The organism is Microbulbifer sp. S227A (assembly GCF_049800935.1).
The window spans coordinates 34,165-58,734 of sequence record NZ_JBNAFZ010000002.1 but is presented as its reverse complement, the minus strand read 5'-3'; the positions used below and the strand labels follow the sequence as shown (position 1 = coordinate 58,734).

At 63.8% G+C, this 24,570-nt stretch carries 18 protein-coding genes; 12 read left to right on the top strand and 6 right to left on the bottom strand.

The features are described from left to right. Complete coding sequence (locus tag ACP15R_RS05075) at positions 1-462, top strand: biotin/lipoyl-containing protein (RefSeq protein ID WP_424985302.1); 462 nt, start codon at positions 1-3, stop codon at positions 460-462. Beyond that, entirely contained in the window at positions 387-1,787 is a 1,401-nt protein-coding gene (gene lpdA, locus ACP15R_RS05070) for a dihydrolipoyl dehydrogenase (RefSeq protein ID WP_424985301.1), read from the top strand. The genes ACP15R_RS05075 and lpdA overlap by 76 nt, the downstream gene beginning before the upstream one ends. 123 nt (positions 1,788-1,910) lie before the next feature. On the opposite strand, the gene ACP15R_RS05065 is transcribed toward lpdA, so the two are convergent. Next, the gene (locus tag ACP15R_RS05065; RefSeq protein ID WP_424985300.1) at positions 1,911-2,219 is read right to left on the bottom strand and encodes an EthD family reductase; all 309 of its coding nucleotides are present in this window, start codon (positions 2,217-2,219) and stop codon (positions 1,911-1,913) included. Between the two features lie 255 nt (positions 2,220-2,474). Here ACP15R_RS05065 and ACP15R_RS05060 point away from each other — a divergent pair, with 255 nt between their 5' ends. The 6 genes from ACP15R_RS05060 to ACP15R_RS05035 all read left to right on the top strand — a co-directional run bounded on the left by ACP15R_RS05060 (position 2,475) and on the right by ACP15R_RS05035 (position 10,076). Then, entirely contained in the window at positions 2,475-3,494 is a 1,020-nt protein-coding gene (locus tag ACP15R_RS05060; protein ID WP_424985299.1) for an AraC family transcriptional regulator ligand-binding domain-containing protein, read from the top strand. A 148-nt stretch (positions 3,495-3,642) separates the two neighbouring features. Continuing rightward, a complete protein-coding gene (gene gap, locus ACP15R_RS05055; protein ID WP_424985298.1) occupies positions 3,643-4,650 on the top strand; it encodes a type I glyceraldehyde-3-phosphate dehydrogenase in 1,008 nt (335 codons plus the stop codon). Between the two features lie 470 nt (positions 4,651-5,120). After that, positions 5,121-5,819: a sugar transferase gene (locus ACP15R_RS05050; protein WP_424985297.1), complete on the top strand. Its 699-nt coding sequence runs from the start codon at positions 5,121-5,123 to the stop codon at positions 5,817-5,819. Between the two features lie 186 nt (positions 5,820-6,005). Beyond that, positions 6,006-7,457 carry a xylulokinase gene (gene xylB / locus ACP15R_RS05045; protein WP_424985296.1) on the top strand — a complete coding sequence of 484 codons (1,452 nt, stop codon included), beginning with the start codon at positions 6,006-6,008 and terminating at the stop codon, positions 7,455-7,457. Next, positions 7,454-8,761, top strand: coding sequence for a xylose isomerase (xylA, locus tag ACP15R_RS05040; RefSeq protein WP_424985295.1), 1,308 nt, complete (start codon positions 7,454-7,456; stop codon positions 8,759-8,761). Before xylB ends, xylA begins: the two co-directional genes overlap by 4 nt. A 73-nt stretch (positions 8,762-8,834) precedes the next feature. Continuing rightward, positions 8,835-10,076: a cytochrome-c peroxidase gene (locus ACP15R_RS05035; RefSeq protein WP_424985294.1), complete on the top strand. Its 1,242-nt coding sequence runs from the start codon at positions 8,835-8,837 to the stop codon at positions 10,074-10,076. A gap of 23 nt (positions 10,077-10,099) precedes the next feature. Here the strand turns inward: ACP15R_RS05035 and ACP15R_RS05030 are convergent, their stop codons facing one another. Next, entirely contained in the window at positions 10,100-11,647 is a 1,548-nt protein-coding gene (locus ACP15R_RS05030; protein ID WP_424985293.1) for a CRTAC1 family protein, read from the bottom strand. Beyond that, positions 11,637-12,806: an ROK family protein gene (locus tag ACP15R_RS05025; RefSeq protein ID WP_424985292.1), complete on the bottom strand. Its 1,170-nt coding sequence runs from the start codon at positions 12,804-12,806 to the stop codon at positions 11,637-11,639. Before ACP15R_RS05025 ends, ACP15R_RS05030 begins: the two co-directional genes overlap by 11 nt. Positions 12,807-13,049: 243 nt before the next feature. On the opposite strand from ACP15R_RS05025, the gene xylF reads away from it, so the two are divergent. The 4 genes from xylF (at position 13,050) to ACP15R_RS05005 (ending at position 17,168) form a co-directional block, all read left to right on the top strand. Then, positions 13,050-14,078, top strand: coding sequence for a D-xylose ABC transporter substrate-binding protein (gene xylF / locus ACP15R_RS05020; RefSeq protein WP_424985291.1), 1,029 nt, complete (start codon positions 13,050-13,052; stop codon positions 14,076-14,078). Positions 14,079-14,158: 80 nt separating this feature from the next. Continuing rightward, entirely contained in the window at positions 14,159-15,451 is a 1,293-nt protein-coding gene (locus ACP15R_RS05015; RefSeq protein WP_424985290.1) for a sugar ABC transporter permease, read from the top strand. Continuing rightward, positions 15,451-16,206, top strand: a complete 756-nt coding sequence (locus ACP15R_RS05010) for an ATP-binding cassette domain-containing protein (RefSeq protein WP_424985289.1) — start codon at positions 15,451-15,453, stop codon at positions 16,204-16,206. Before ACP15R_RS05015 ends, ACP15R_RS05010 begins: the two co-directional genes overlap by 1 nt. A 20-nt stretch (positions 16,207-16,226) precedes the next feature. After that, positions 16,227-17,168, top strand: coding sequence for a glucokinase (locus tag ACP15R_RS05005; protein ID WP_424985288.1), 942 nt, complete (start codon positions 16,227-16,229; stop codon positions 17,166-17,168). Here the strand turns inward: ACP15R_RS05005 and ACP15R_RS05000 are convergent. The 3 genes from ACP15R_RS05000 to ACP15R_RS04990 form a co-directional block, all read right to left on the bottom strand. Beyond that, entirely contained in the window at positions 17,165-21,331 is a 4,167-nt protein-coding gene (locus ACP15R_RS05000) for a translocation/assembly module TamB domain-containing protein (RefSeq protein WP_424985287.1), read from the bottom strand. The two genes, ACP15R_RS05005 and ACP15R_RS05000, sit on opposite strands and share 4 nt — an antisense overlap. Continuing rightward, on the bottom strand, positions 21,331-23,133 hold the full coding sequence (locus tag ACP15R_RS04995; protein WP_424985286.1) for an autotransporter assembly complex protein TamA: 1,803 nt from the start codon (positions 23,131-23,133) through the stop codon (positions 21,331-21,333). Before ACP15R_RS04995 ends, ACP15R_RS05000 begins: the two co-directional genes overlap by 1 nt. 132 nt (positions 23,134-23,265) lie before the next feature. Beyond that, positions 23,266-24,507 (bottom strand): urate hydroxylase PuuD, encoded by a 1,242-nt coding sequence (locus tag ACP15R_RS04990; protein WP_424985285.1) that lies wholly within the window; start codon positions 24,505-24,507, stop codon positions 23,266-23,268. Between the last annotated feature and the right edge of the window lie 63 nt (positions 24,508-24,570).

Genomic DNA, 24,570 nt, shown 5'->3' with positions numbered 1-24,570 from the left:
ATGGATGTCAAAGTTCCCGATATAGGCGATTTCGCCGAAGTGCCGGTTGTCAGCATACTGGTCGCCGTGGGCGACGAGGTGGCCGCCGAAGATCCGCTGATCGAGCTGGAAAGCGACAAGGCGACGATGGAAGTGCCAAGCCCGGCGGCGGGCAAGGTGGCCGAGATCAAGGTGGCCGAGGGCGACAAGGTGTCGGAAGGCAGCGTGATTATCGTGTTGGAAGGGGTGGCGGGGGGGGGCGGGGGGGCCGGGGCGGGGGTGGTGGGGCGGGGGGCGCCCCCCCCGGCCCGCCCCGCCCCCCGCCCCCCGCGGCTGCGCCGGCAGCTCCGGCTGCCGTCGCAGCGACCGGAACCGCCAGCGGTGCGGGCGCACATCACGCCGAGGTGGTGGTTTTGGGGTCTGGGCCGGGTGGCTATACGGCGGCCTATCGTGCGGCCGATCTGGGCAAGTCGGTTATCCTGATCGAGCGTGAAAACCGGTTGGGCGGCGTGTGTCTGAACGTGGGCTGTATCCCGTCCAAGGCCTTGCTGCATGCGGCCAAGGTGATCACCGAGGCCGAGGAGATGAGCGCGCATGGTATCAGTTTTGCCAAGCCCAAGGTCGATCTGGACGCGTTGCGCGGCTGGAAAGACGGGGTGGTCAGCCAGCTGACCGGCGGTCTGGACGGGCTGGCGCGGGCGCGCAAGGTCAAGGTGGTGCGTGGCACCGGAACTTTCTCGGGGCCGAACATGATCGCGGTTTCCGGGGGCGAGGACGGCGACACGACGGTCAGCTTTGACCAGTGCATCATCGCCGCCGGGTCCGAGCCTGTCGAATTGCCCTTCATTCCGCATGACGATCCGCGGGTGATGGACAGCACCGGCGCGCTGGAGCTGGCCGAGATCCCGAAACGTCTGCTGGTTCTGGGCGGCGGCATCATCGGGTTGGAAATGGCCTGTGTATATGACGCCCTGGGTGCCAAGGTCACGGTGGTCGAATTCATGGACCAGCTGATGCCGGGGGCCGACAAGGACATGGTGCGCCCGTTGCACAAGCGGATCGAAGGTCGCTATGAAAAGATCATGCTCAAGACCAAGGTGACCGCGATGGAGGCTCTGAAAAAGGGGCTGAAGGTCACTTTCGAGGATGCCAAGGGCGAGGTCACGACTGACACGTTCGACCGGGTTCTGGTCTCGGTCGGGCGGCGGCCCAATGGCAAGCTGATCAATGCCGGGGCCGCGGGTGTCGCGGTGGATGAGCGTGGCTTTATCGCAGTCGACAACCAGCAGCGCACCGGCGTGCCGCATATCTTTGCCATCGGAGACGTCGTTGGCCAACCGATGTTGGCGCATAAGGCGGTGCATGAGGGCAAGGTCGCGGCAGAGGTTGCCGCCGGTCACAAGCGGGCCTTTGACGCCATGGTCATCCCGTCGGTCGCTTATACCGATCCCGAGGTTGCCTGGGTCGGGTTGACCGAAACGCAGGCCAAGGAAAAGGGCATCAAGGTCGAGAAGGGCGTGTTCCCCTGGGCTGCCTCGGGCCGGTCCCTGTCGAACGGGCGCAGCGAAGGTATGACCAAGATCCTGTTTGATCCCGAGGATGACCGGGTTGTCGGCGCGGCGATTGTCGGCACCAATGCCGGCGACCTGATTGCCGAGGCGGCGCTGGCCATCGAGATGGGGGCGGATGCGGTCGATCTTGGCCACACGATCCACCCGCATCCGACGCTCAGCGAAACGCTGAACTTTGCGGCGGAAATGTTCGAGGGCACGATCACCGACCTGATGCCGCCGAAAAAGCGGAAGTAAGCCGGGATCATGTCAAGAGATAGGGGCGCGCCGGGCAAGCTGGCGCGCCCCGTTGCGTTTGGCGGCGGGTGATCACCTGACCCGGAGCAGACCCGCCGCGCGCGGTTTCAGGAAAACGGTGACCTAGCCCACAACCTCGCCGATCAGAACTTGTGGCTGTACATCGGTGAAGTTTGCAATGTCGGCCATCACCGGCCCGGAGAGCTTCATCGCCGCGCTCATGGCGTTCTGGTCGGCAAACACGATGGTTGCAATCGCGTAGATCGAGGGGGGCGTGTCGGGTCCGCCCGCCATGCCTCGGGTGACCAGCGTGCGCTCGATATGCGGCCCCATATGCTGCGCGACCAGACCCATATGCGTTGACAGGTAATAGTCGTAGTCGAACCGTGTGCCATCCGTGATCGGATAGATGACCTGAAGGGATACGGACATAATAAGGCTCCAGTTGTTGTGCTGTGGTGCCGCGCATTAAGCGGTTCTGGGGATGCGCTGTCAAAACCTGATCTTTCCGCTGGCCCCGGGGGATGTGGCCTGGCGCTCGTTTGGGGACTTAATCCTCTTGAGTAAAACTGGCTATTCGCGCTTAAATTGAACGCAGGGTATTTGTCATAACGGGATTGATATGGGGCATGTTGGTGCAGGATTTTGATTTGTCGATCTGCCGCGCAGGCCCGAGGGGCTGAGGGGATGCCAGCGCAGCAGTATCGTCATGGTGCCGTCTATGCCAGGTCGCTGGCGGAATACCTGCTGGACCAGGGGTACGACCGGGGCCGGGTCTTTGCGGGCACGGCCTTTGGTGCCGATCTGCTGGCGCAGGACAAACCATTTGCGGAATTCCCGGATATTGCGGAGTTTTTCGAACATGCCGCGCGGTTGACCGGGAATGATCTTCTTGGGTTCGAACAGGGCATCCGGCGCGACATGCGCCGCACCGGGTTGCTCAGCTATGTCGGGCTTTCGTCGCCCACCGTGCGCGATTTCATCAAGAATTTCGCGCGGTATCGCCGGGTGTTTACGGATGTGGTCGAGCTCGACGAAACACGGCTTGAGCAATCCGGCGTCCTGTCCTGGTATTTCCGGGTTCCGGCCAGGGTCGACCGTCGGCAATTGGTCGAATTCGGGGCCACGGGTATTCTGTCGGGGCTGGAAAAGGCCGCTTGTCAGAAATTGCGATTGCGGCGGGTCTGTTTTCGGCATTTGCGCAAGACGCATATCGACGTGATCGAACGTTACCTGGGGTGCCGCGTGGAATTCGGGGCCAGGAACAATGCATTCTTTTTCGAACCCGCCACGCTTGATTTGCCGTTGGCAACCGCGGATCACGAGCTTTACGCGATCCTGCGGCAATACGCGGAAGAGGTGCTGGAGCGCGACCGCGCGAACGGTTCGCCGCTGATCGTGGATGTCGAGCGCGCGATCACCGCGCGGCTGGCGGCGGGCGAGGCGCGGCAGGATGTCGTGGCGCGCGATCTTGGGCTCAGCTCTCGCACCCTGGCGCGACGGCTGGCGCAGGAAGACACCACCTATTTCCGCACGCTGAGCGACCTGCGCCAGAGCCTTGCCGTCAGCTATCTCAGGAACAGCGATCTGGGCCTTGGGGAAATCGCTTATCTGCTGGGCTATTCCAACCTGAGCAGCTTTGCGGATGCCTTCAAACGCTGGGTCGGGATGAGCCCGGGCCGTTTCCGGGCGACAGCAGACCGCTGACATCCTGAGCACAACCGGGGTTGGCATGCCCGGTCGTGACCTGACCGGCAATTGGATCTGGTCAGACGGGGAAACCGGTGCTATTGCCCTGTTAGCGCTATCATCAATCTTAACCATGGGAAAAGCTCCTGTAGGAAGGAAGAGGAACATGTCTGCGAAACTCGCAATCAACGGGTTCGGTCGTATCGGTCGCTGCGTTCTGAGGGCCTGGATCGAATCCGGCCGTACCGATGTTGAAATCGTTGCCATCAATGATCTGGCCCCGATCGAGGCCAATGCGCACCTGCTGCAATTCGACTCGGTGCATGGGCCGCTGCATGCGGATGTGCGCGTCGAGGATGATGCGTTGGTGGTCAACGGCCATCGCATCCGCGTGACCCAGGAGCGCAACCCGGCGGACCTGCCGTGGGGCGACGTCGATGTCGCGCTGGAATGCACGGGCGTGTTCACCAAGCGGGACAAGGCGGCGGCCTATCTTGAAAACGGCGCGGGCCGGGTATTGATTTCGGCGCCCGGGGATGGCGCGGACAAGACCATCGTGTATGGCGTCAACCATGACGGACTGACCGCGGATGACCGGATCGTGTCGAACGCCTCCTGCACCACCAATTGCCTGTCGCCGGTGGCCAAGGTGCTGGATGATGCCTTTGGTATCCGCACCGGGTACATGACCACGATCCATTCCTATACCGGCGATCAGCCGACGCTGGATACCGCGCACCGCGACCTGTACCGGGCCCGCGCGGCGGGGCTGTCGATGATTCCCACCTCGACCGGCGCGGCGCGCGCGGTCGGGCTGGTGTTGCCGCAGCTCAAGGGCAAGCTCGACGGCTCGGCGATCCGGGTGCCCACACCGAACGTGTCGGTGGTTGATCTCAGCTTCATGCCGGAACGGGTGGCGACGGCCGATGCGGTCAACGACGCGATCCGCGCGGCGGCGGAATCGGGGCCGCTCAAGGGGATCCTGGGGGTCAGCGATCTGCCTCTGGTGTCGTCGGATTTCAACCACAACCCGCTGTCGTCGATTCTTGCCACCGCGCAGACCCATGTGGGCGAAGGCGGCATGGTGCGGGTGCTCAGCTGGTATGACAACGAATGGGGCTTTTCCAACCGGATGCTCGATACCGCCAAGACGATGCAGGCAACCCTGGCTTGACCTGATCGAATCTGCGGCGCGCGGAGTGTCTGCGCGCCGCCATGCTCCCGGATTTACCGGGACAATGCGCCAGTTCCCATTTCATTGTTTCGGGCTGCTTCGTGAAATCGAACCAAATCTGCCCAATTTTAGTCTTAAACAAAGTGTCTTTTATAAAAACCCGAGCGGATGTTGCTGACGGTGATATCCACCCTCCCACGGCTAGTGTTGTTGGTAACAGTGAGTGTGTTGTTTTGCGTGTGAGTTCGGCCTGGTGAAAGGAACCCGTTGGGGCTCCTTTCACCGATTGGTCACGGTGTTTGTCGTGGCTGTCGGAGGGCGCTCGGGGACGTTGTCTGGCGGTTTGGACCAGGCGGCAGTGTTGAGTGCGAATGTTGGAGTAACGAATGCAAAACCCATTTGAGATGCGTATGGCGACAGCAACGGTTTGCACGGTCGAAAAGCGCGGATTTTCCCGGAAAGAGATTTTGATGAAGCCTGACTCTGTATTCTTGTCCGGCCCGGTCGCGGGCGGTTATCAGGGGCCGTCGCAAATCCGCGGCGTTCGCGGGCCGCGGGGCGGAAGCTATATGAGCTGGGGCAAGCGGGCGCTTGACGTGGCTCTGGTTGTCCTGTCTCTGCCGCTCGTGCTGCCGCTGGTTCTGTTTTTCGCATTGTTGCTCTGGTTCGAAGGCGGCAGCCCGTTCTACCGGCAGGCGCGCATCGGCAAGGACGGCAAGGAATTCTCGATGCTCAAACTGCGCAGCATGGTCAAGGATGCCGATGCGCGGCTGGAGCGTGTTCTGGCCAGCGATCCCGAAATGCGCGCGGAATGGGAAACCACGCAAAAGCTGCGCAACGATCCGCGGATCACCCGGCTGGGGGCAACGCTGCGCCAGACCTCGCTTGACGAGCTGCCGCAGCTCTGGAACGTGCTGATCGGTGAAATGAGCCTTGTTGGACCGCGCCCGATGATGCCTGAACAGCTCTCCCTATACGGTGACAGCAAGGATTATGTCGCGCTGCTGCCGGGGATCACGGGTATCTGGCAGGTGTCGACCCGCAACGAGAGCCATTTTTCCCATCGCGCCACGATCGATGCCGAATACCGCCGCACGGTGTCGCTGAAAACCGACGTGACGCTTATTTTCAAGACGATCAGCGTCGTGCTGCGCCGCACCGGCTGCTGAACCGCCGACGGGTGATCCCCTGACACACTGACAACACCCGGGTGCCCGTGCGCCCGGGTTTCTTGCGTGGCATCCCTGATCCGCCACTCTTCTGATCCGTGCCGGTTTGCGATTTTGTTCGATTTAGTTTGACACGAGAATTAAATATCGAAACACTCTGCAACAAGGGTTTTTCGGGGGGAGCAGATGTTTATCGGCCTTGATCTGGGCACGTCGGGCGTGCGCGCCTTGCTGGTGGATGGCAAGGGACGCGCGGTTCACAGCGCCGAAGCGGCACTCAGCGTGTCGCACCCGCATCCCGGTTGGAGCGAGCAGGATCCGGCAGACTGGATTGCCGCCGCGCGCACGGCGCTGCGCCGTCTGGCTGCGGACAGGCCGGATGACATGGCGCGGCTGCGCGGAATCGGGTTGTCGGGGCATATGCACGGGGCGACGCTGCTGGACCGGCATGGCGATGTGCTGCGCCCCTGCATGTTGTGGAATGACACCCGCAGCAGCGAACAGGCCCGGAGGCTGGATGCGCTTGCGGGGCTGCGTGAGCTGTCGGGCAATATCGTGTTCCCCGGCTTTACCGCGCCCAAGGTGGCGTGGGTGGCAGAGCATGAACCCGAGATTTTTGCGCGTGTTGCAAAGGTGCTGTTGCCCAAGGATTACCTGACCTACTGGCTGACCGGGCAGATGGTGTCCGACATGTCCGACAGCGCCGGCACCTCCTGGCTGGATGTCGGGGCGCGGGCGTGGTCTCCCGAGTTGCTGGCCGCGACCGGTATGCGACCCGACCAGATGCCGGCCCTGCACGAGGGCAGCGACGTTATCGGGCGGCTCGCGTCCGGGGTGGCGAGAGATCTCGGCTTGCCCGGAACCGTGCAGGTGGTGGCCGGTGGCGGTGACAACGCGGCTTCGGCCTGTGGCGTCGGGGCGCTGGCCGAGGGGGACGGGTTCATTTCTCTGGGCACCTCCGGGGTCTTGCTCGCCGCGCGCGACGGGTTCGCGCCACGCGCCGAAAGCGCCGTGCACACGTTTTGTCACGCCATTCCCGGCGCATGGTATCAGATGGGGGTGATCCTGGCGGCGACGGACAGCCTGAACTGGTTGTCGCGGATTTCCGGGGCGTCGCCTGCCGATCTGACCGGCGAACTGGGCCAGGCGATCACCACGCCGGGGCGCGTGCGTTTTCTGCCCTATCTTTCGGGCGAGCGGACACCGCATAACGACAGCGATGTGCGCGGGGCTTTCATCGGGCTGGACATAGCATCCGGGCGTATCGACCTGACCCGCGCGGTTGTCGAAGGGGTGAGCTTTGCGCTGCGCGACAGCCTCGCGGCGCTGCGCCTGACCGGGGCCGACCTGTCGCGGGTGCTGGCGATCGGCGGCGGGGCGCGATCGCGATACTGGGTCGAATTGCTGGCGACGGTGCTGAACATGCCGGTCGACCTGACGCAAAAGGGCGAGTTCGGCGCGGCCCTCGGGGCGGCGCGGCTGGCGATCTGCGGTGTGACCGGTGCCGCCCCGGCGGATGTCATGACCAAGCCCGCAATCGCCGAAACGATCCTGCCCCGCGCAGAGCTTTGCGCCGCCTATGAGCGGGCATATGCCGCCTATGCGGCCTCATATCCAACCCTGAAAGCCATGCCATGACCCAATCGTTTTTTGCCGACATTCAGCCCGTGCGCCATGAAGGCATCAACAGCAGCAACCCGCTGGCCTATCGCCATTATGACCCTGACGAGATGATCCTGGGCAAGCGGATGGAAGACCACCTGCGTTTCGCCGTGGCCTATTGGCATTCCTTTGCATGGGAAGGCGGCGATCCGTTCGGCGGGCAGACATTCGAACGCCCCTGGCATCCGCAAGACGAAATGGCGCGTGCCAAGATCAAGGCCGATGCGGCGTTTGACATGTTCGACATTCTGGGCGTGCCCTATTTCTGTTGGCACGATGCCGATATCCGCCCCGAGGGAGCGAGCTTTGCCGAGTCGCTGTGCAATTTCGAAGAGATCATCGATTATTTTGCCGCAAAGATGGAGAGCCGCAAGGTGGCGCTGCTCTGGGGCACCGCCAACATGTTCAGCCACCGGCGCTGGATGGCGGGGGCATCGACCAATCCCGATCCGAATGTCTTTGCCTGGTCGGCGGCAACGGTCAAAACCTGCATGGATGCCACCCATCGCCTGGGCGGTCAGAACTATGTACTCTGGGGCGGGCGCGAGGGGTACGAAACGCTGTTGAACACGGATCTGTCGCGCGAGCTGGACCATATGGGCCGGTTCCTGAACATGGTGGTGGATTACAAGCACAAGATCGGGTTTCAGGGCACCATACTGGTCGAGCCGAAACCACAGGAGCCGTCCAAGCACCAATATGATTTCGACGCGGCAACCTGCATCGGGTTCCTGCGCAAATACGGGCTTGAGGGCGAGGTAAAGCTGAACCTTGAACAGGGCCACGCCATTCTAGCGGGGCATACGTTCGAACATGAAATCGCCGTTGCCGCCGCCGAGGGCATGCTGGGCAGTATCGACATGAACCGCAATGATTATCAATCGGGCTGGGATACCGACCAGTTTCCCAACAATGTGCCCGAGGTGGCGCTGACCTATTATCACATTCTCAAGGCCGGGGGGCTGGGGACGGGGGGCACCAATTTCGATGCCAAGCTGCGGCGGCAATCGCTGGCACCCGAGGACCTGATCGCGGCGCATGTGGGCGCGATGGATGTCTGCGCGCGCGGCCTCAAGGCGGCGGCGGCGATGATCGAGGATGGCGGGCTCGAAGCGGCGCTGAACGCGCGTTATGCTGGCTGGGACACCGCCTCGGCGCAGGCGATGCTGGACAGCGATTTCGACACGATCTTCCAGTCGGTCCTGTCGGGCGATATCCGCGCCGAACCCCGGTCGGGCCAACAGGAACGGCTTGAGAACTACGTCAATCGCTTTGTCTGACCGGTTGATCCGTTGCGTTTGGGGGGCTGTTACCTGTGCCGGGCTGTCGGTTGGCGCGGCGGGGGGCGGGCCGTTGCCCACCGCGGATGCACAGTTTGCGCAGCACCCGCTGGAAGAGATCGTTCTGGGGCGGCAGCTTTACTACGACTCGATCCTGAGCGGCAGCAGGACGGTCTCTTGCGCCACCTGCCATCACCCGCGTTTTGCAACCTCGGACGGGGTGTCGCTGGGGCTTGGCGATGGTGGGCACGGGCTGGGGCTTGCGCGCATCGCAGACCCGGACAACCCGCCCGAGCAACGCATCCCCCGCAACGCGCCGGCCATGTTCAACCTAGGCGCACGGGAATTCACACGGTTCTTTCATGATGGCCGGCTCGAGGCGGATGCCAGCCGCCCGACCGGGCTGCGTACCCCGCTGGGCGCGGATATGGAGCGTGGATTTGCCTCGGCACTGGCGGCGCAGGCGATGTTCCCGGTGTTGTCGGGCGATGAGATGGCCGGGCATTATTCGGAAAACGACGTGGCGCAGGCGGTCCGACAGGGCGTTCTGACCGGCGAGGGCGGCGCGTGGTCCATCCTGTCGCAACGGATCGAGGCGATTCCGGACTACCGCGCCCAGTTCGATGCGACAATCGGAACGCGGCCAATCCGTTTTGCCGATATCGCCAACATGATTGCCGCCTTTGTCGCGTTTGAATGGCGGGCCGATGACAGCCCGTTCGATGCCTTTCTGCGCGAGGGGGTGCCGCTGCCGGATGCGGCGGCGCGGGGCATGCGGTTGTTTTACGGCGATGCGGGCTGTGCGCGCTGCCATGCGGGACAGTTCCAGACCGATCATGGGTTTCACGCCATCGGCATGCCCCAGATCGGGCCGGGCAAAGCCGCGCGGTTTGAACGCCACAATCGCGATCTCGGCCGGATGCGGGTGACCGGCAGGGCCGGGGATGCCTATCGTTTCCGCACCCCGTCGCTGCGCAACATTGCCCATACCGCGCCCTATGGTCACGCGGGGTCCCATGCCACGCTCGAGGCGGTGCTGCGCCATCATCTCGATCCGGTGGCGAGCCTGATGTCTTATGACGCGACGCAGGCGATCTTGCCCGGGGCGGCGTTTGACGATGACCTGGCGATCATCAACGACCCAGACGAAATCGCGCGGATCGCGGCGGCGAACGAACTGGCACCGATGGTGTTGGGCGAAAGGGAGGTTGCCGATCTGCTGGCTTTTTTGGAGGCGCTGACCGATGCGCGCGGCCTGCATGGCCGTCTGGGCGTGCCGCAAACCGTGCCTAGCGGTTTGCCCGTGGATCAGTGATGTGCCCAAGTTCATGCCCGCGTTCAGCGGGATGAGACCGGCGGTCTCAGATCAAGTTCCAGCACTCCGGTCACGTGATGCTCGGACCATGGGTCGGCGTTGCCATCAGGCCAGATCACCCGCACCCGGATGACCGAGGCTGTGCCGAGGCCGAAATGCTCGGGGCCCGCGCTGCCTCCGGCATGGCCGCCGCCCACCGTTATCTCGCGCGACTGGGTCGTGCCGTTGGCCATGACCTCGATCCATGCCCCCACGGCATTGGTGTTTGCCGCGGTCTGCCGCACCGACACCAACAGCGCATTTCCGGGATCGGGCGTGACGTTCTGCCAGACTTCAAGCGGAGCGCGGCGATTGACCACCGCCAGGTCAAGCAACCCGTCCCGGTTCAGATCGACCAGCGCCGCGCCGCGTCCGCGATGCAGGCTGGCAATGCCGGCCTCGGCTCCGCGCTCGGAAAACCTGCCGTCAGGGGCCTGAACCAACAGGTTGTTGGGATCCTGCATGGCGGCGTCGGGCATCTGTTCCACATTGCCCTTGCTGATAAAGATATCGTCACGGCGATCGTTCTGCACATCGCCAAAGGCAACGTGCCAGCCGGTCGAGGGGCGACCGTCATCGCCCAGATAGGGCCGCTGTGCCGTAGTGCCGAGCGCATAGGGCGCATCGCGGTAGTCCGGGCGTCCGTTGCCGGCGGGCATTTGCAGGCGCTGATCGCCCATCGATGTCAGGAACACCTCGGGCAGGCCATCGCGGGTCAGATCGCGCGACGCGATGCCCATGCCCCAGAGGCGATGGGTCTGCCAGCCGTCGGCGGCGTCATAGAGGCGCGGGACAGGCTCCATCGCCCAGAGCTGTTCCTGTCCGTCATCGACGTAGTAATGCCTGTCATTGCTGATCCGCAGGTCGGCGCGACCGTGCCTTGCCCAATCGCTGAACAGCATCGAAAGCGCGCAATGCCCCGGTTGCAGGGTCTGTGGCGGCGCATAGCGGCTCGCGTCGGGGCGATAGAGCACAGTGTCATCGCAGGACCGGAAGGGGCCATCGGGATCGGTGCGGTCGACGTAGTTGCCAAAGGCCAGCGTCGGCAGGGTTTGCCCGGCTTCCCAGGTGGCGCTGAATGCCGTGGTCCAGCGGTTGGCGGACAGGAAGCCGAGCGATGCAAAGGGCGCAAACGAACAGTTGTCACCGCCCCGCAGCAGCATGTTTTCGCCCACGCGCAGGATCACGAGATCGAGGATGCCGTCACTGTCAATATCCAGGGGATAGCTGCCGGTGACGCCGGTGATCCGCAGCGTGTCGGGTGTTTCGTCGGGCAGGCGCAGGGGGCCACCGGCCTTGGAGCGGTTCACCAGCAGGGTCGCGGGCGCGCTGCCCCCGGCGGCAAAAAGCTCGGGAAGCCGGTCGCCATTGCAATCGAACGCGGCCAGCCCGCCGCCGACATAATGCTCCCATCCGCCGGAATAGACATGTTCGGCAACCTCCACCGCCTGAAAGCGCGGATCGGCAGGCGCGGGCAGGGCGGTTGCCATCACCATCGCCATCGCCAGCAGCGCGGCAAGGTCAGGCCGCATTGTCGCTCAGCCCGGCCAGCGCAAGGTCGGTCACATGATCGAGCGCATAGGCGGCGGCGCCTTTTGCCCACATCAGGTTGCCCCATTTGTGGATCACCACCTCGGGCGGGGGCTTGTCGATCTGCACGATCGAAGTCCGGATTGCCGCGATGACCTCGTCGGCAAAGAGATGGTCAAACTGCATCTGCTCACCCGCGAGGATGATCAGTTCGGGGTCGAAGATATTGACCAGGTTGGCAAGGCCCAGGGCAAACATCCGGCCAGCCCGGTCGACAATGCTGCGCGCCGTGGCGTCCCCCGCGCGGGCGGCGTTCAACAGGGTTTCGATCCGCGCCGCCGGGGGGGCCGTGGGGTCGTCGCCCGGTACGGTCAATGCCTCGCGCAGGAGCGCATAGTCGGCGACATAGGCTTCGAGACAGCCGCGTTGCCCGCATCGACAGAGCGCACCGTCCAGATGCACCTTGGTATGTCCGAACTCGGCCCCGCAACCGCGGGTGCCGCGATAGAGTTCGCCGCCGATCACGATGCCCATGCCAACACCGCTCTCGATGGTCACCACGATGAAATCGGAATGTGACTGCCCAAGGCCAAAGGTCTGTTCCGCCAGCGCCACGAGATTGGCATCGTTGTCGACAAAGACCGGACGTCCAAGGCGGCGCGTCAGGACCTCGCCAAGCGCGACATTGCGCTCGCTGAGGGAAGGAGACCAATAGACGACCCCCTCGGCGGCCTGCACGATCCCGGCGATGCCAAGGCCAACGCCCGACACATCATCCGATGTCAGCCCCGCATTCCGCGCCAGCCTGTCCACAGCATCGGCAAACAGATCGGCGAGTCGGTCGGGGGAGAAGGTTTCGGCGGGCAATTGCATCTCAAGTTCGCCCAGCTCTTCACCCTCGAAATCGAGCAGGATCAGCGACAGTTGCCGGTACGAGATCTTGGCCCCGACAAGCGCATGGGCGGCCCCGCGAATCTTGAGATCGACACGTGGCCGGCCCCGGCGGGTATCGGGGGTGTTGTCGGGACGGGCAATCTCTTCGATCAGCCCGGCATTCAGAAATTCGGCGGTGATGGTGGTGACCGTGGCACGGCTCATCCCGGTTTGACTGGCCAGCTCGATCCGTGGCACCCGTCCGGCCAGCCGGATTTGCCGCAGCAACCGGCGGCGTCCGTACTCTCTTGGCAAAACAACCATTTATGGTGTCATCCCCATTCTGTGCCCTGTGGTTTCGGCGGTGCGTGATCGACAGGGTCGCACCCCATGCCAGCCAAACGCAACAAGGTAATTTCCCCAGCCTAGACGAATTAATTTGATTTTCAAATTAAAATGCAGCACCATTTGCGTGCTGCTGCGCGGATCGGCTCGAACCGCGCCACGCCACAACAGTCTGGAGGAGGACATATGAAAATCTTTGCAGCCGCGACGGCGGTGATCACCGGGGCCGTCTTCGGCACCGCAGCCTTCGCCGAAGATGTCGTCGTCGGCGTCAGCTGGTCGAATTTTCAGGAAGAGCGGTGGAAAACCGACGAGGCGGCGATCAAGGCCGAGCTCGATCGGCATGGCGCGACCTATATCTCGGCTGATGCACAAAGCTCGTCCGCCAAACAATTGTCCGATGTCGAGAGCCTGATCGCGCAGGGGGCAACCGCGCTGATCATCCTGGCGCAGGACGCCCAGGCCATCGGCCCGGCGGTGCAGGCGGCGGCGGATGAAGGCATCCCGGTGGTCGGCTATGACCGCCTGATCGAGGACCCGCGGGCGTTCTACCTGACCTTTGACAATGTCGAGGTTGGCCGGATGCAGGCCCGCGCCGTGTTCGAGGCCGCGCCCACCGGGCGTTACGTGATGATCAAGGGCTCGCCCACCGATCCGAATGCCGATTTCCTGCGCGGTGGCCAGCAAGAGATCTTGCAAGCGGCGATTGATGCCGGTGACATCGAGATCGTCGGCGAGGCCTATACCGACGGCTGGCTGCCCGCCAATGCACAGCGCAACATGGAGCAGATCCTGACCGCCACCGACAATGGCGTCGATGCGGTCGTGGCGTCCAATGACGGTACCGCGGGCGGTGTGGTCGCGGCGCTGACGGCGCAGGGCATGGATGGCATCCCGGTCTCGGGACAGGATGGCGACCATGCGGCGCTGAACCGGGTTGCCAAGGGCACGCAGACCGTTTCCGTCTGGAAGGACGCGCGCGATCTGGGCCGTGCGGCGGCGCGTATCGCGGTGTCGCTGGCCGATGGCACGCAGATGAACGGCATCCAGGATTCCGAACTCTGGACTTCGCCCGGCGGGACCGAGATGAACGCGGTGTTCCTTGAGCCGCTGCCGATCACCCAGGACAACCTGAGCGCCGTTGTCGATGCGCAATGGATCACGCAAGACGCCCTGTGCCAGGGTGTTACAGACGGCCCCGCGCCCTGTAACTGAGGCACGCCACCCACTCACGTTCATGATGTCCCCTCCCGGTCTTGCACCGGGGCGGGATTCCCTTTGCCAAAGGACAGGACATGGCACAGCCCGACACCGAACCGGCCCGCCCGCGCAAGACGTTCATCCAGATGCTCGACATCGATCTTCGCCTGCTCGGCATGGTTGGTGCCTTTGCGGTGCTGTGCATCGCCTTTGACCTGATGACGGGCGGCCGCTTTCTGACACCGCGCAACATCTTCAACCTGACGATCCAGACCGTTTCGGTTGCGATCATGGCGACGGGCATGGTGTTCATCATCGTCACCCGGCATATCGACCTGAGCGTCGGGGCGCTGTTGGCGACCTGCTCGGCGGTGATGGCGATGACCCAGACCGACTGGCTGCCGAACCTGTTGGGGCTTGGTCTTGGCAATCCGCTGATCCCCTGGGTGACGATCGGGTTCGGGCTCGTGGTGGGCACGCTGGTCGGGGCATTCCAGGGGTGGCTCGTGGGGTATCTGACCATTCCCGCCTTTATCGTGACGCTTGGCGGGTTGCTGATCTGGCGCAATGTCGGCTGGTACCTGACCAGCGGCAAGACAATCGGCCCGCTGGATCCCACGTTCGAGAAATTCGGCGGCATCAACGGCACCCTTGGCGCGACCGGGTCCTGGATCGTCGGGGGGCTTGCGCTGGCCGGGGCGCTCTATGGATTATACGCGGCGCGGCGCAACAAGATGCGCCATGGGTTTTCGGTCAAACCGCTCTGGGCCGAGGGTGTTCTGGCGCTGCTTTGTTCGGTTGCGATCCTTGGCTTCGTGGCCATCCTCAACGCCTACAAGGTTCCCACCCGCCGCCTGGAACGCATGTTCCAGGAACAGGGGCTGACCATGCCCGACGGGTTTACCCAGTCTTACGGCATCCCGATTTCGGTCCTGTTGCTGATCTTCATCGCAATCGCCATGACGATCACCGCCCGGCGCACCCGTTTTGGCCGGTACATCTTTGCCACCGGTGGCAACCCGGACGCGGCCGAACTCAGCGGCATCAACACGCGGTGGCTGACGGTCAAGGTGTTTGCCCTGATGGGGGCGCTCTGCGCGATTTCGGCGGTGGTGGCCTCGGCGCGGCTGACCAACCATTCCAACGATATCGGCACGCTGGATGAATTGCGGGTGATCGCCGCCGCGGTCATTGGCGGCACGGCGCTGGCCGGTGGTCTGGGGACGATCCACGGCGCGATCCTTGGCGCGCTCATCATGCAGTCGCTGCAATCGGGCATGGCCATGGTCGGGGTGGATGCGCCGTTGCAAAACATCGTCGTTGGCGGGGTGCTGGTGCTCGCTGTGCTGATCGACATCATCTATCGTAAACGGACGGGAGGCGCGTGATGGCCGATACATCCCTGGTCGAAATGCGGGATATCTGCATCAGCTTTGGCGGCGTCCATGCTGTCGATCACGTGAGCGTTGATCTCAAACCCGGAGAAGTCGTGGGCCTGCTTGGTCACAACGGGGCGGGCAAATCGACCCTGATCAAGATCCTCTCGGGGGCCTATCAGGCGGATTCCGGCGAGATCCTGATCAAGGGCGAGCGGGCACAGATCAACAACCCGCGCGACGCGCGCCGTTACAAGATCGAAACCATCTACCAGACGCTGGCGCTGGCGGACAATCTGGATGCGGCCAGCAACCTGTTTCTGGGGCGGGAACTTGTCACCCCGCTGGGGCTGGTCGATGAAGATGCGATGGAGGCCGAGACCCGCAAGATCATGGCGCGGCTCAATCCGAACTTTCAGAAATTCAGCGATCCGGTTTCGGCCCTGTCCGGCGGACAGCGGCAATCGGTGGCCATTGCGCGGGCGGTCTATTTCGATGCGCAGATCCTGATCATGGACGAGCCGACCGCCGCCCTTGGCCCGCATGAAACCCAGATGGTGGCCGAGCTGATCACCCAGCTCAAGGCCGAAGGCATCGGGATATTCCTGATCAGCCACGACATTCACGATGTGATGAACCTGTGCGACAGGGCCAGCGTGATGAAGAATGGCAAGCTGGTGGGAACGGTTGATGTGGGGCAGGTGACGGATGACGATCTGCTGGGTATGATCATCCTGGGCAAACACCCGGGCGCAGCCCCGGACTAGATCATGATCGGGCCGCGCAGATGACACTTCTCGTTGCCGATGTCGGCGGCACCAACACCCGGCTCGCGCTTGTGGACGGGGCAGGTCCACTCGGAAAAACCGCACGCTTTGCCAATGACGGGTTTGCCACTTTCGAGGCGTTGCTCGCGGCCTATGCGGAGGGCAGGGCGCTGCCCGACCTGGCCGGGTGCTGTATCGCCATTGCCGGCCCGGTCACGTCGGACAGCGCGCGGCTGACCAACCGGGACTGGCATTTTGACAGGGCCGAGATTGCGGCTTGCCTGCCCGGGCTGACCGCCGGGTCCGTGCGGTTGATCAATGATCTCGCGGCTTTGGGCCATGCGCTGCCGGCTCTTGCGCCGGCGCAATTGCGGGACATCCGGGATGGGCAGGCGACGGGTGCCGGGAACGGGCAGGCGGTCGTCATGGGGCTGGGCACCGGGGTCAATATCTGCCTGACCAGGGCCACCGGTGCCGGGCATGTCGTGATCGAGGCCGAGCTTGGCCATGCCAGCCTGCCCCTGAGCGTATCGGACCCGCTGCGCGCGGCCATCGGCGCGCAGGTGGCGGCCTTTCCAACCGTCGAAGAGCTGTTTGCGGGGCGTGGCCTGTCACGGCTCCATGGGGTCTTGTCGGGCGAAACCCGACGTGCCGGACAGGACATTTTGGCCGAATATGACCGGGGCATCCCCGGACCCACGGCGAAAACGGTTGACCTGATCGCCGGTCTGCTGGGTCATATGGCGCGCGAACTGGTCTATATGTACCAGCCATTTGGCGGTATCCATTTTGCTGGCGGGGTTGCCCGTGGCATCCTCGGGTCTGCCGCGCGGGCAACATTCCTGGCGCATTTCGAGGCACCGGGGCGGTTTGACGACCACATCGCGCGGGTTCCGGTCCGGCTTATTGTCGATGATGCCGCCGCCCTGACAGGGGCCGCGCAGGTCGTCGCGCCGTCCTAATAGTCGCGCTCAAAGAACAGGCCGATGCCGGTATCGCCCTCGCGATCCACCGTGCCCTTGACCGTCAGGTTCTCGGATACATCGAGATTGAGGTTGAGCTCGGTATCGCCCTGGGTGTTCACGGTGATGTCGGTATAGACCCCGTCGGCCAGGTACTTGCCCGCGCCGAACTGGGCCTTGCCGTCATCATCGGTGCCGATATCGAACGTATCCACACCCAGCCCGTCGCGCGCCTTGGCATTGGCTCCCCCGCCCGCACCGCTGAGCGTGGCAAGCGACGCCGCCAGCTGCGCGACCTTGATCGGCGAGAGCTCGGAATACTGGTTGCCGAACAGCAGCATCGCCAGCGCCTCTTCGCTGGGGCGTTCCGGGTCCGAGTCGACCTTGACCTTGGGCTTGGTCAGCGGACCGGATATTTCCAGCGTCGCATCGCCATCCGATGTTGTCGTGGTGGCGGCAAACTCCATGTAGGGTTCCAGGTTGCCTTGCAGGGTCACAAGCCCCTTGGACAGCTTGAGCCGCCGTCCCAGCAATTCGAGATTGCCCCGGATCAGGCCGATCTGGCCGGCGGGGGCAGGGCTGGTGGCGGTGCCCCGCACCAGGATGTCACCGCCCAGTTCGGCTTGCAGGCCGCGGCCGCGCACAAAGACCTTGTTCTCGGCAACAAGCCGGATGTCGAGCGTGATATCGGGTCCGCCGCCGTCGCCGCCGCCGCTCGCGGGCTTGATCAGCCCCGCCCGGGCGCGTGTTGCCCGCTGCGCCGCTGTTTCACCGGTATGGCTGATCTCGGGGATCGGGGCCGCACCCAACGAGCCGGACATGGAATTGATATCGATGTTGGTTTCGCCAAAGCGGATGTCGCCTGCCAGCCGCCCGCTGCCCGCGAGGGCCCCGGTATAGGCGATGCGCCCATTGGCCGAAGAGTCAAAGATCACGTTGTCGGTCAGGATCAGCTGCTGCAACTCGGTGACGATCGAGGCGTTGAAGGGCGGTGTCAGGCTGACCGGTCCGCTGATGACCATCCGCCCGCCCGCGCGCGCCGCCGCCGATACGCTGAGATTGGCGCTGCCATCTGCCAGCACGATATCGGCATCCAGATCGTCGATGGCCTGGCGCACCGACGGAATCGCCACGGTGGTGTTGCTGGTGCTGATGCGTCCGCTCAGGGATTCGGGCTTGGGCTCCCCCCTGAGCGCGAGATCAAAGCTTGCTCCGCCTCTCAGGGAATTCGGCTGGATGATCCGGTTCACGATGCCCAGTTGCAATTGCCCCTTGGCGGTCACGTCCGAAACCAGCGTGCTCTGGTTCACCGTGCCGCCAAGTTTGGCGGTCAACCCGCCCGGCCCGGTGGCATCGCTGGCGATGGTCCAGAGATCGGCGTCGCGTGATGCGGTGCCCCTGGCGGTGAGCTGTCCCGGAAAGTCGGGTGCGAAACGCTCGATGCGCACGAAGGTCGCGTCATAGGTGGCATCGATCTTGCCGGCTGGGTCCATGCTGCCGCTCAGCGTTGCGACCGACCCCGACGGCCCCTTTGCATCGGTTGCGACCTGCCATGTGTCATCGGCGCGTTTTGCGTTCCCTTCAAGGCGGAGCGCACCGACAAGCTGCGGGACAAACCGTTCGAGCTTGGCAAGGGTGGCGTCGAAATCGGCGTCAATCTCGCCTTCGGGGGTCATGCTGCCGCGCAGTTTTGCCGCCGAACCGGTCGGTCCCTTGAGGTCGCTCGCCACCTGCCAGTTTTCAGAGATCCGCGTGGCCGTACCTTCGGCGGTCACCGCCCCGACGATCTGGGGCACGAACCGTTCGATCCGGGCAAAGGTCGCGTCGTAGCGCGCGTCGATGTCCCCCGCGGCGGTCATGTTGCCGCGCAGCCGGGCGTGCGAACCGCTTGGCCCCGTTACGTCGCTGGCCACGTCCCAGGCATCGTCAACGCGCCGGGCGGTGCCGTTTGCGGTGATCCCCCCGACGATCTGGGGAACGAACCGTTCGACCTGTGCGATCTTGGCATCATATCGCCCGTCAATCGCGCCATCCGGAGACATGTCGACCGTGAGCCTGGCAAAGGAACCCTGGGGGCCGGTCATGTCGCTGCTCACCTGCCAGAGGTCTTCGGCGCGCGTGGCTCGCCCCTCGGCGCGAATGCTGCCGACGATCTGCGGCACGAAATTCTCGACACCGTTCAGCACGGCGGCATAGTCGACATCAACCGATCCGTCAGAGGCAAGCTGACCGTCCAGATCGGCGAATGACTCCAGCGGGCCGGTGAGGCGCAGTTTGCCATTGGCGGTCTTGCCGCTCTGGGTCATATCGCCGGTGATGACAACCGGGCCGCTCAGGTCGGGCACCACGCGGGCCAGATCATCCAGTTCGGCGCTGAAGTCGAGTTTGGCTTCACCGCTGCGCAGATTCCCGGATGCCTCCGCAGTCAGGGCGCTGCCGCTCAGGTCAAAATGCTCGATATCCAACCCGTCTTCGTCGCGTTCGGCCCGCAGGGCGATGGTGGTCTGCCCGGTGATCAGCGGATCGAGCTGCGCGATGCCGCTGGCCAGATCCTGTGCCTCGACATTCAGGTCAAAATCGAACATGCCGCTGAGCGGTGCGCCGGTCCCGGTCACCGTTGCGGCGACGGAGCCGCTCAGATCCTGGCCGGAAATCGCCGAAAATCGCGACAGGTCCGACGCCGTCAGCCGTGCCGTGCCATCCACCTGAAACCCGCTCTCCAGCCCGTCGATCTCGGCATCGACGGCCGCCGCGTAATCGGTGCCATTCAGGGCAAATTCGCTGAGTGTCAGGACCGAGCCGGTTTCGGTGGCAAAGTCACCGAGCAGTTCCACATCGCTCCCCACCGCATCGTCAAGCCGGTCATCGGCAAAATCGATCCCCCGGATCGCCGCGCTGAGCCTGCCGTCAAGCGCCATGCCCCCATCCTGTTGCAGCACGCCGCCGGCGTTGATCTGGGCGCGCGATACATTCAGGTCGGGGCGGTTCACGCCGTCAACACCCAGCAACAGGGACCAGCGGTTGTCGCGTTCGGCATCGAATTGCGCCGAAAACGTGGCCCCCTTGATCGCGGTGCGGGGCGCGCCCATGGGCAGGACGACCTCATCGCCATTGGGCGGTGAAATGCGCCCTTCAAGCTCGACCCGCCCAAGCTGGCCCGACCCGGCAATGTCCAGCGCGCCGTTCATCATCAACGCGTCCGACAGCATGTTGAAACGCCGCACCGCAAGCCGCCCGTCGGGGCCGGATTGTCCGGACAGGTTCAGCTGGGTATCGGCGCCAAAGAAATCGCGATACTGCGCGGCAAGCAGCGGGGTGATGTCTCCGGCAAGCGTGGCGTCAAAGCCGGTGCCGGGTTGCGCGCCCGCCTCGGGGCCGGCCACGCTCTGCAACCGGACCTGGCCGCCCAGCCGTTCGATTTCATCCGAGGCCAGCGTGATGTCGGCGGTGAAATCGCTCACCGGCCCCTGACCCTTCGCGGTCAACAGGAGTGACGGCCGTTCGGGGATGGACAGCAATTGCGACACCAGCCCGCCCTGATCCTCGGCCAGCGTCAGGTCCAGGGTAATCTGGCTGGTTTCGTTTTCGAACCCCGCAACCAGGTCGAGCTTGTCGGTGTTCCGGTCAAGCCGGATGACCCCGAGATTGGTCTTGAGGCTGCCATCCGCAAGGCTGAGCGCGCCGGCCACCGACAGTTCTGCGGCAATGCCCAGGAGCGGCTCGCCCAGTTCGACGCGGTCGATCTTGAGCTCGCCCAGCTCGATGGCGACTGGCAGTTCCGGCAATTGGAACGGAGTCGCCTCGGCCTCGGGCAGCGGCTCGGCGGTTTCGGTTGGTTTGGGCGTGCGCGCGACGATGATATCGCCCGCGCTCAGCGTATTGACCGAAAACCGCCCGCGAATGAGCGCCAGCCGGTTCCAGTCGAGCACCACGTCAGAAACCGTCAGCCAGACGCCGTCATCATCCGATACGGTCAGCTTTTCGATGCTGGCCCGTGAACTGAACGCACCATCCAGCCCGGTAACCTTGATATAGCGGTTGTCGCCTGACAGGTTGTCCTGCAACAGGTCGACCAGGAAACCGCCGCTTTCAGCATCGTCCTGCGCGTGGACGAGCGTGGCGCAGCAGGTGAACGCCACCAGGGCATAGCTCCGGATACCCATCAGAAGGCCTGCCCGATGCCAAGATAGAATTGCAGCCCGTCATCGGTGGAGCCCTCGACCGGCAGCGCCAGATCAAGCCGCAGGGGACCAAGTCCGCCCAGATCGTACCGCACCCCCAGCCCGGCACCGGAATGATAGGGCGAGCCGGAGCTCACGAATTGATCGCGACCGACGGCGGCGATGTCAAAGAACCCGACCAGCGAGATCGTATCGGTGATGCGTCCGCGCACCTCGGCGGAAACGGCAAGCAGCGACCGCCCCCCCGAGATGCCGCCATTCACCGGCACACCCAGCGATTCATAAGGTTGGCCACGCACCGTGCCCGCCCCGCCCGAGTAGAACAGGAATTCCGGCGACACATCCGCAAGGCTTGGACCGATCACCGTTCCCAGCTGGACGCGCCCGGCCAGAACAACCGAGGCGGTGGAGGTCAGGCTCAGATAGCCACGCGCGTCGAAATAGCCGGACAGCCCGGATTCGGTGTCTTTCAGCCCGAGATAGGGGGTGACAAAGGAGTCGAGGAAAAAGCCCCGCGTGGCGCTGACCTTGCTGTCGCGCCTGTCCCAGTTCACCCGCAGCGGGAAGGTCATCATGTAGAAATCGCGCTCGCCGAACACATCGTCCGACCGGCTGAGACCGGCATTGACGCCCAGTTCCGCATACAGGTTGTCCGAAAAGACGCGGCGCACACCGCCGCCCAGATAGAACCGGGTCAGCTTGTAATGCTCCTGGTTGTCCGTACCGATCTGGCCAAGATAGAAAATGCTGTCATCCGGGCCGAGCTTGGCAGGTTGATCCAACCGGATTGACAGGCCGCCATCGATGGGTTCATCGCCGCCGATATTGCTGACATTGCCTTCGATCTGGAAACGTTCCGCGTTGCCGAACAGGTTGCGATGCATCCAGCTTGCCGACAATTCCATGCCCTGGCTTGACGAGACCGAGGCGCCAAAAGACACGCGGCGCGGCACCTGGTCGACCACTACCGCATCGAAATCCAGCGTGCCATCCGGGTTGGGAGTTTCCGCCTCGTTCAGCGTGACCGAGGAAAACGACCCGGTCCGGCGCAGTCGGGTGCCGACCGTTTGCACCTTTTCCGGGTCATAGACCTCGCCGGTGGGAAAGCCGGCAATCCTGCCGATGGCTTCGGGGCGCACGGTTGAATCCCGCGGGATGTGCAGCTTGCCAAAGCGCAGCTTTGGCCCCGGTGCCAGCGTGATATCCGCATCCAGAACCGCCTGCCGGTTGTTGGCGACGATGCGCTGCTGGCCGACATTGGCCTTGGCGTGGCCGGCATTGCGCCAGGCCTGGACCCCGGCCGAAGCGGCATCGCGGATCGCCCCGGTGGTCGCCGTCTTGCCGGGGGCAAATCGCTCGGGGAGCTCGGTGCCCTGTGTCAGAGGGGCAACCCGCGCCTGCCCAAAGGTAAAGGCACGCCCGGTCTGTACCGAAATCGCGACGGTCCTGACCGTGGCGGGCGGGTCGAGCAGCGGGATATTCGCCGCTTCGCGCCCATTGACGCGGATGTTGACCACCGGGCTGAAATAGCCCTCGTCATACAGGATTTGCACCAGCGTCGTGTAGTCCGAGAGCGACGCGGCCAGCAATTCCTGCGCATCGCTGAGCCCGTTGGTTTCCGCGTTCATGATCGAAGAGGCTTCGGTCAATCGCTTGCGCAGCTCGTCGGACGCTCCGGGGGCGGTCAGGCTGGTGGTCAGGGCGGCGGCAATTCCGGGCGCCAGCACAAAACAGGCGGCAAGCAGGGCTTGGCTGAGGCCGGTCCTCCGGCGGGCATTCTGCATGGCAAGTCTCCGGATCGTCATTCTGACTGACGCGGCTACCCTATGCGACCTCCGCGCGCTCTTGACCAATACCTAGCATGAACCCGTCGCAAGAAAACCGGAAACTGCACTGCCGCTACGGGCCGGCGCGGGCTATTGCCGGGCATCCCGTTCTGCGGTGCGATACCAGTTCACGATGGCGGCGCGATCCTCGGGTGCCATGAAAGTGACATTGGCGGGGGGCATGGCGTGGCTTATGCCGGCCTGAAGGTAGATCGCCTTGGCATTGCGCGCGATGTCGGCCTCGGTTTCCAGCAACACACCCTTGGGTGCCCAGAGCATGCCCTCCCAGACCGGCTCGCGGGCATGACACATCGAACAGCGCCCCATCACCACGTCATGGGCCGCCTGAAACCCGTCCGCCGCCGCCATGCGGGTTTCATAGGCGGTCAGCGGTTGCGCCTCGGCGGTGTCGACATCCCGATGCATGGGCGCGGTCGACAGCCAGATGATCGCGATGAACAGAAGCGCCGTCACCAGCCAGGTCCATGTCGGATTGCCGGTGCCCGCGTGACGGGTGTTGAAGTAGTGGCGGATGGTCACGCCCATCAGGAACACCAGCGCGGCGATGATCCAGTTATACTCGGTGGCAAAGGCCAGCGGGTAGTGATTGGACAGCATCAGGAAGATGACCGGCAATGTCAGGTAATTGTTGTGGGTCGAGCGCAGCTTGGCGATCTTGCCGTATTTCGGATCGGGCGTGCGTCCGGCCTTGAGATCGGCCACCACGACCCGCTGGTTGGGCATGATGATGAAGAACACGTTCGCGGTCATGATCGTCGCGGTGAATGCCCCAAGGTGCAGCATCATCGCGCGGCCGGTGAACACCTGATCATAGCCCCAGCCCATGATCACCAGCATCCCGAAAAGCAGCACCATCAAAAGCGTCGGACGTTCCGCCAGCGGTGACTTGCACAGGAAATCATAGACTATCCAGCCAACAGTCAGCGAGGCGGCAGAGATCAGGACCGCCTGCCAGACCGCCAGATCCGCCTTGGCGGCGTCGATGAGATACAGTTCGGCCCCGGCCCAGTAGACCACCATCAAGAGCGCCGCGCCGCTCAGCCAGGTGGTATAGCTCTCCCATTTGAACCAGATCAGGTGTTCGGGCATCTGCTCCGGCGCCACCAGGTACTTGCGGATATGATAGAACCCGCCGCCATGCACCTGCCATTCCTCGCCATGCGCGCCGGGCGGCAGGTCGGGCGCCTTGCGCAGCCCGAGGTCAAGCGCGATGAAGTAAAAGGACGACCCGATCCAGGCCATCGCCGTGATCACGTGCAGCCAGCGCAGGGCAAACGCCGCCCAATCCCAGAAGGCCAGAAAATCATACATGCCACGTCTCCCGATAGAATTGCGGACAGCCTATGCAAACCCGCCTTTGTTCGGTATTCCGAT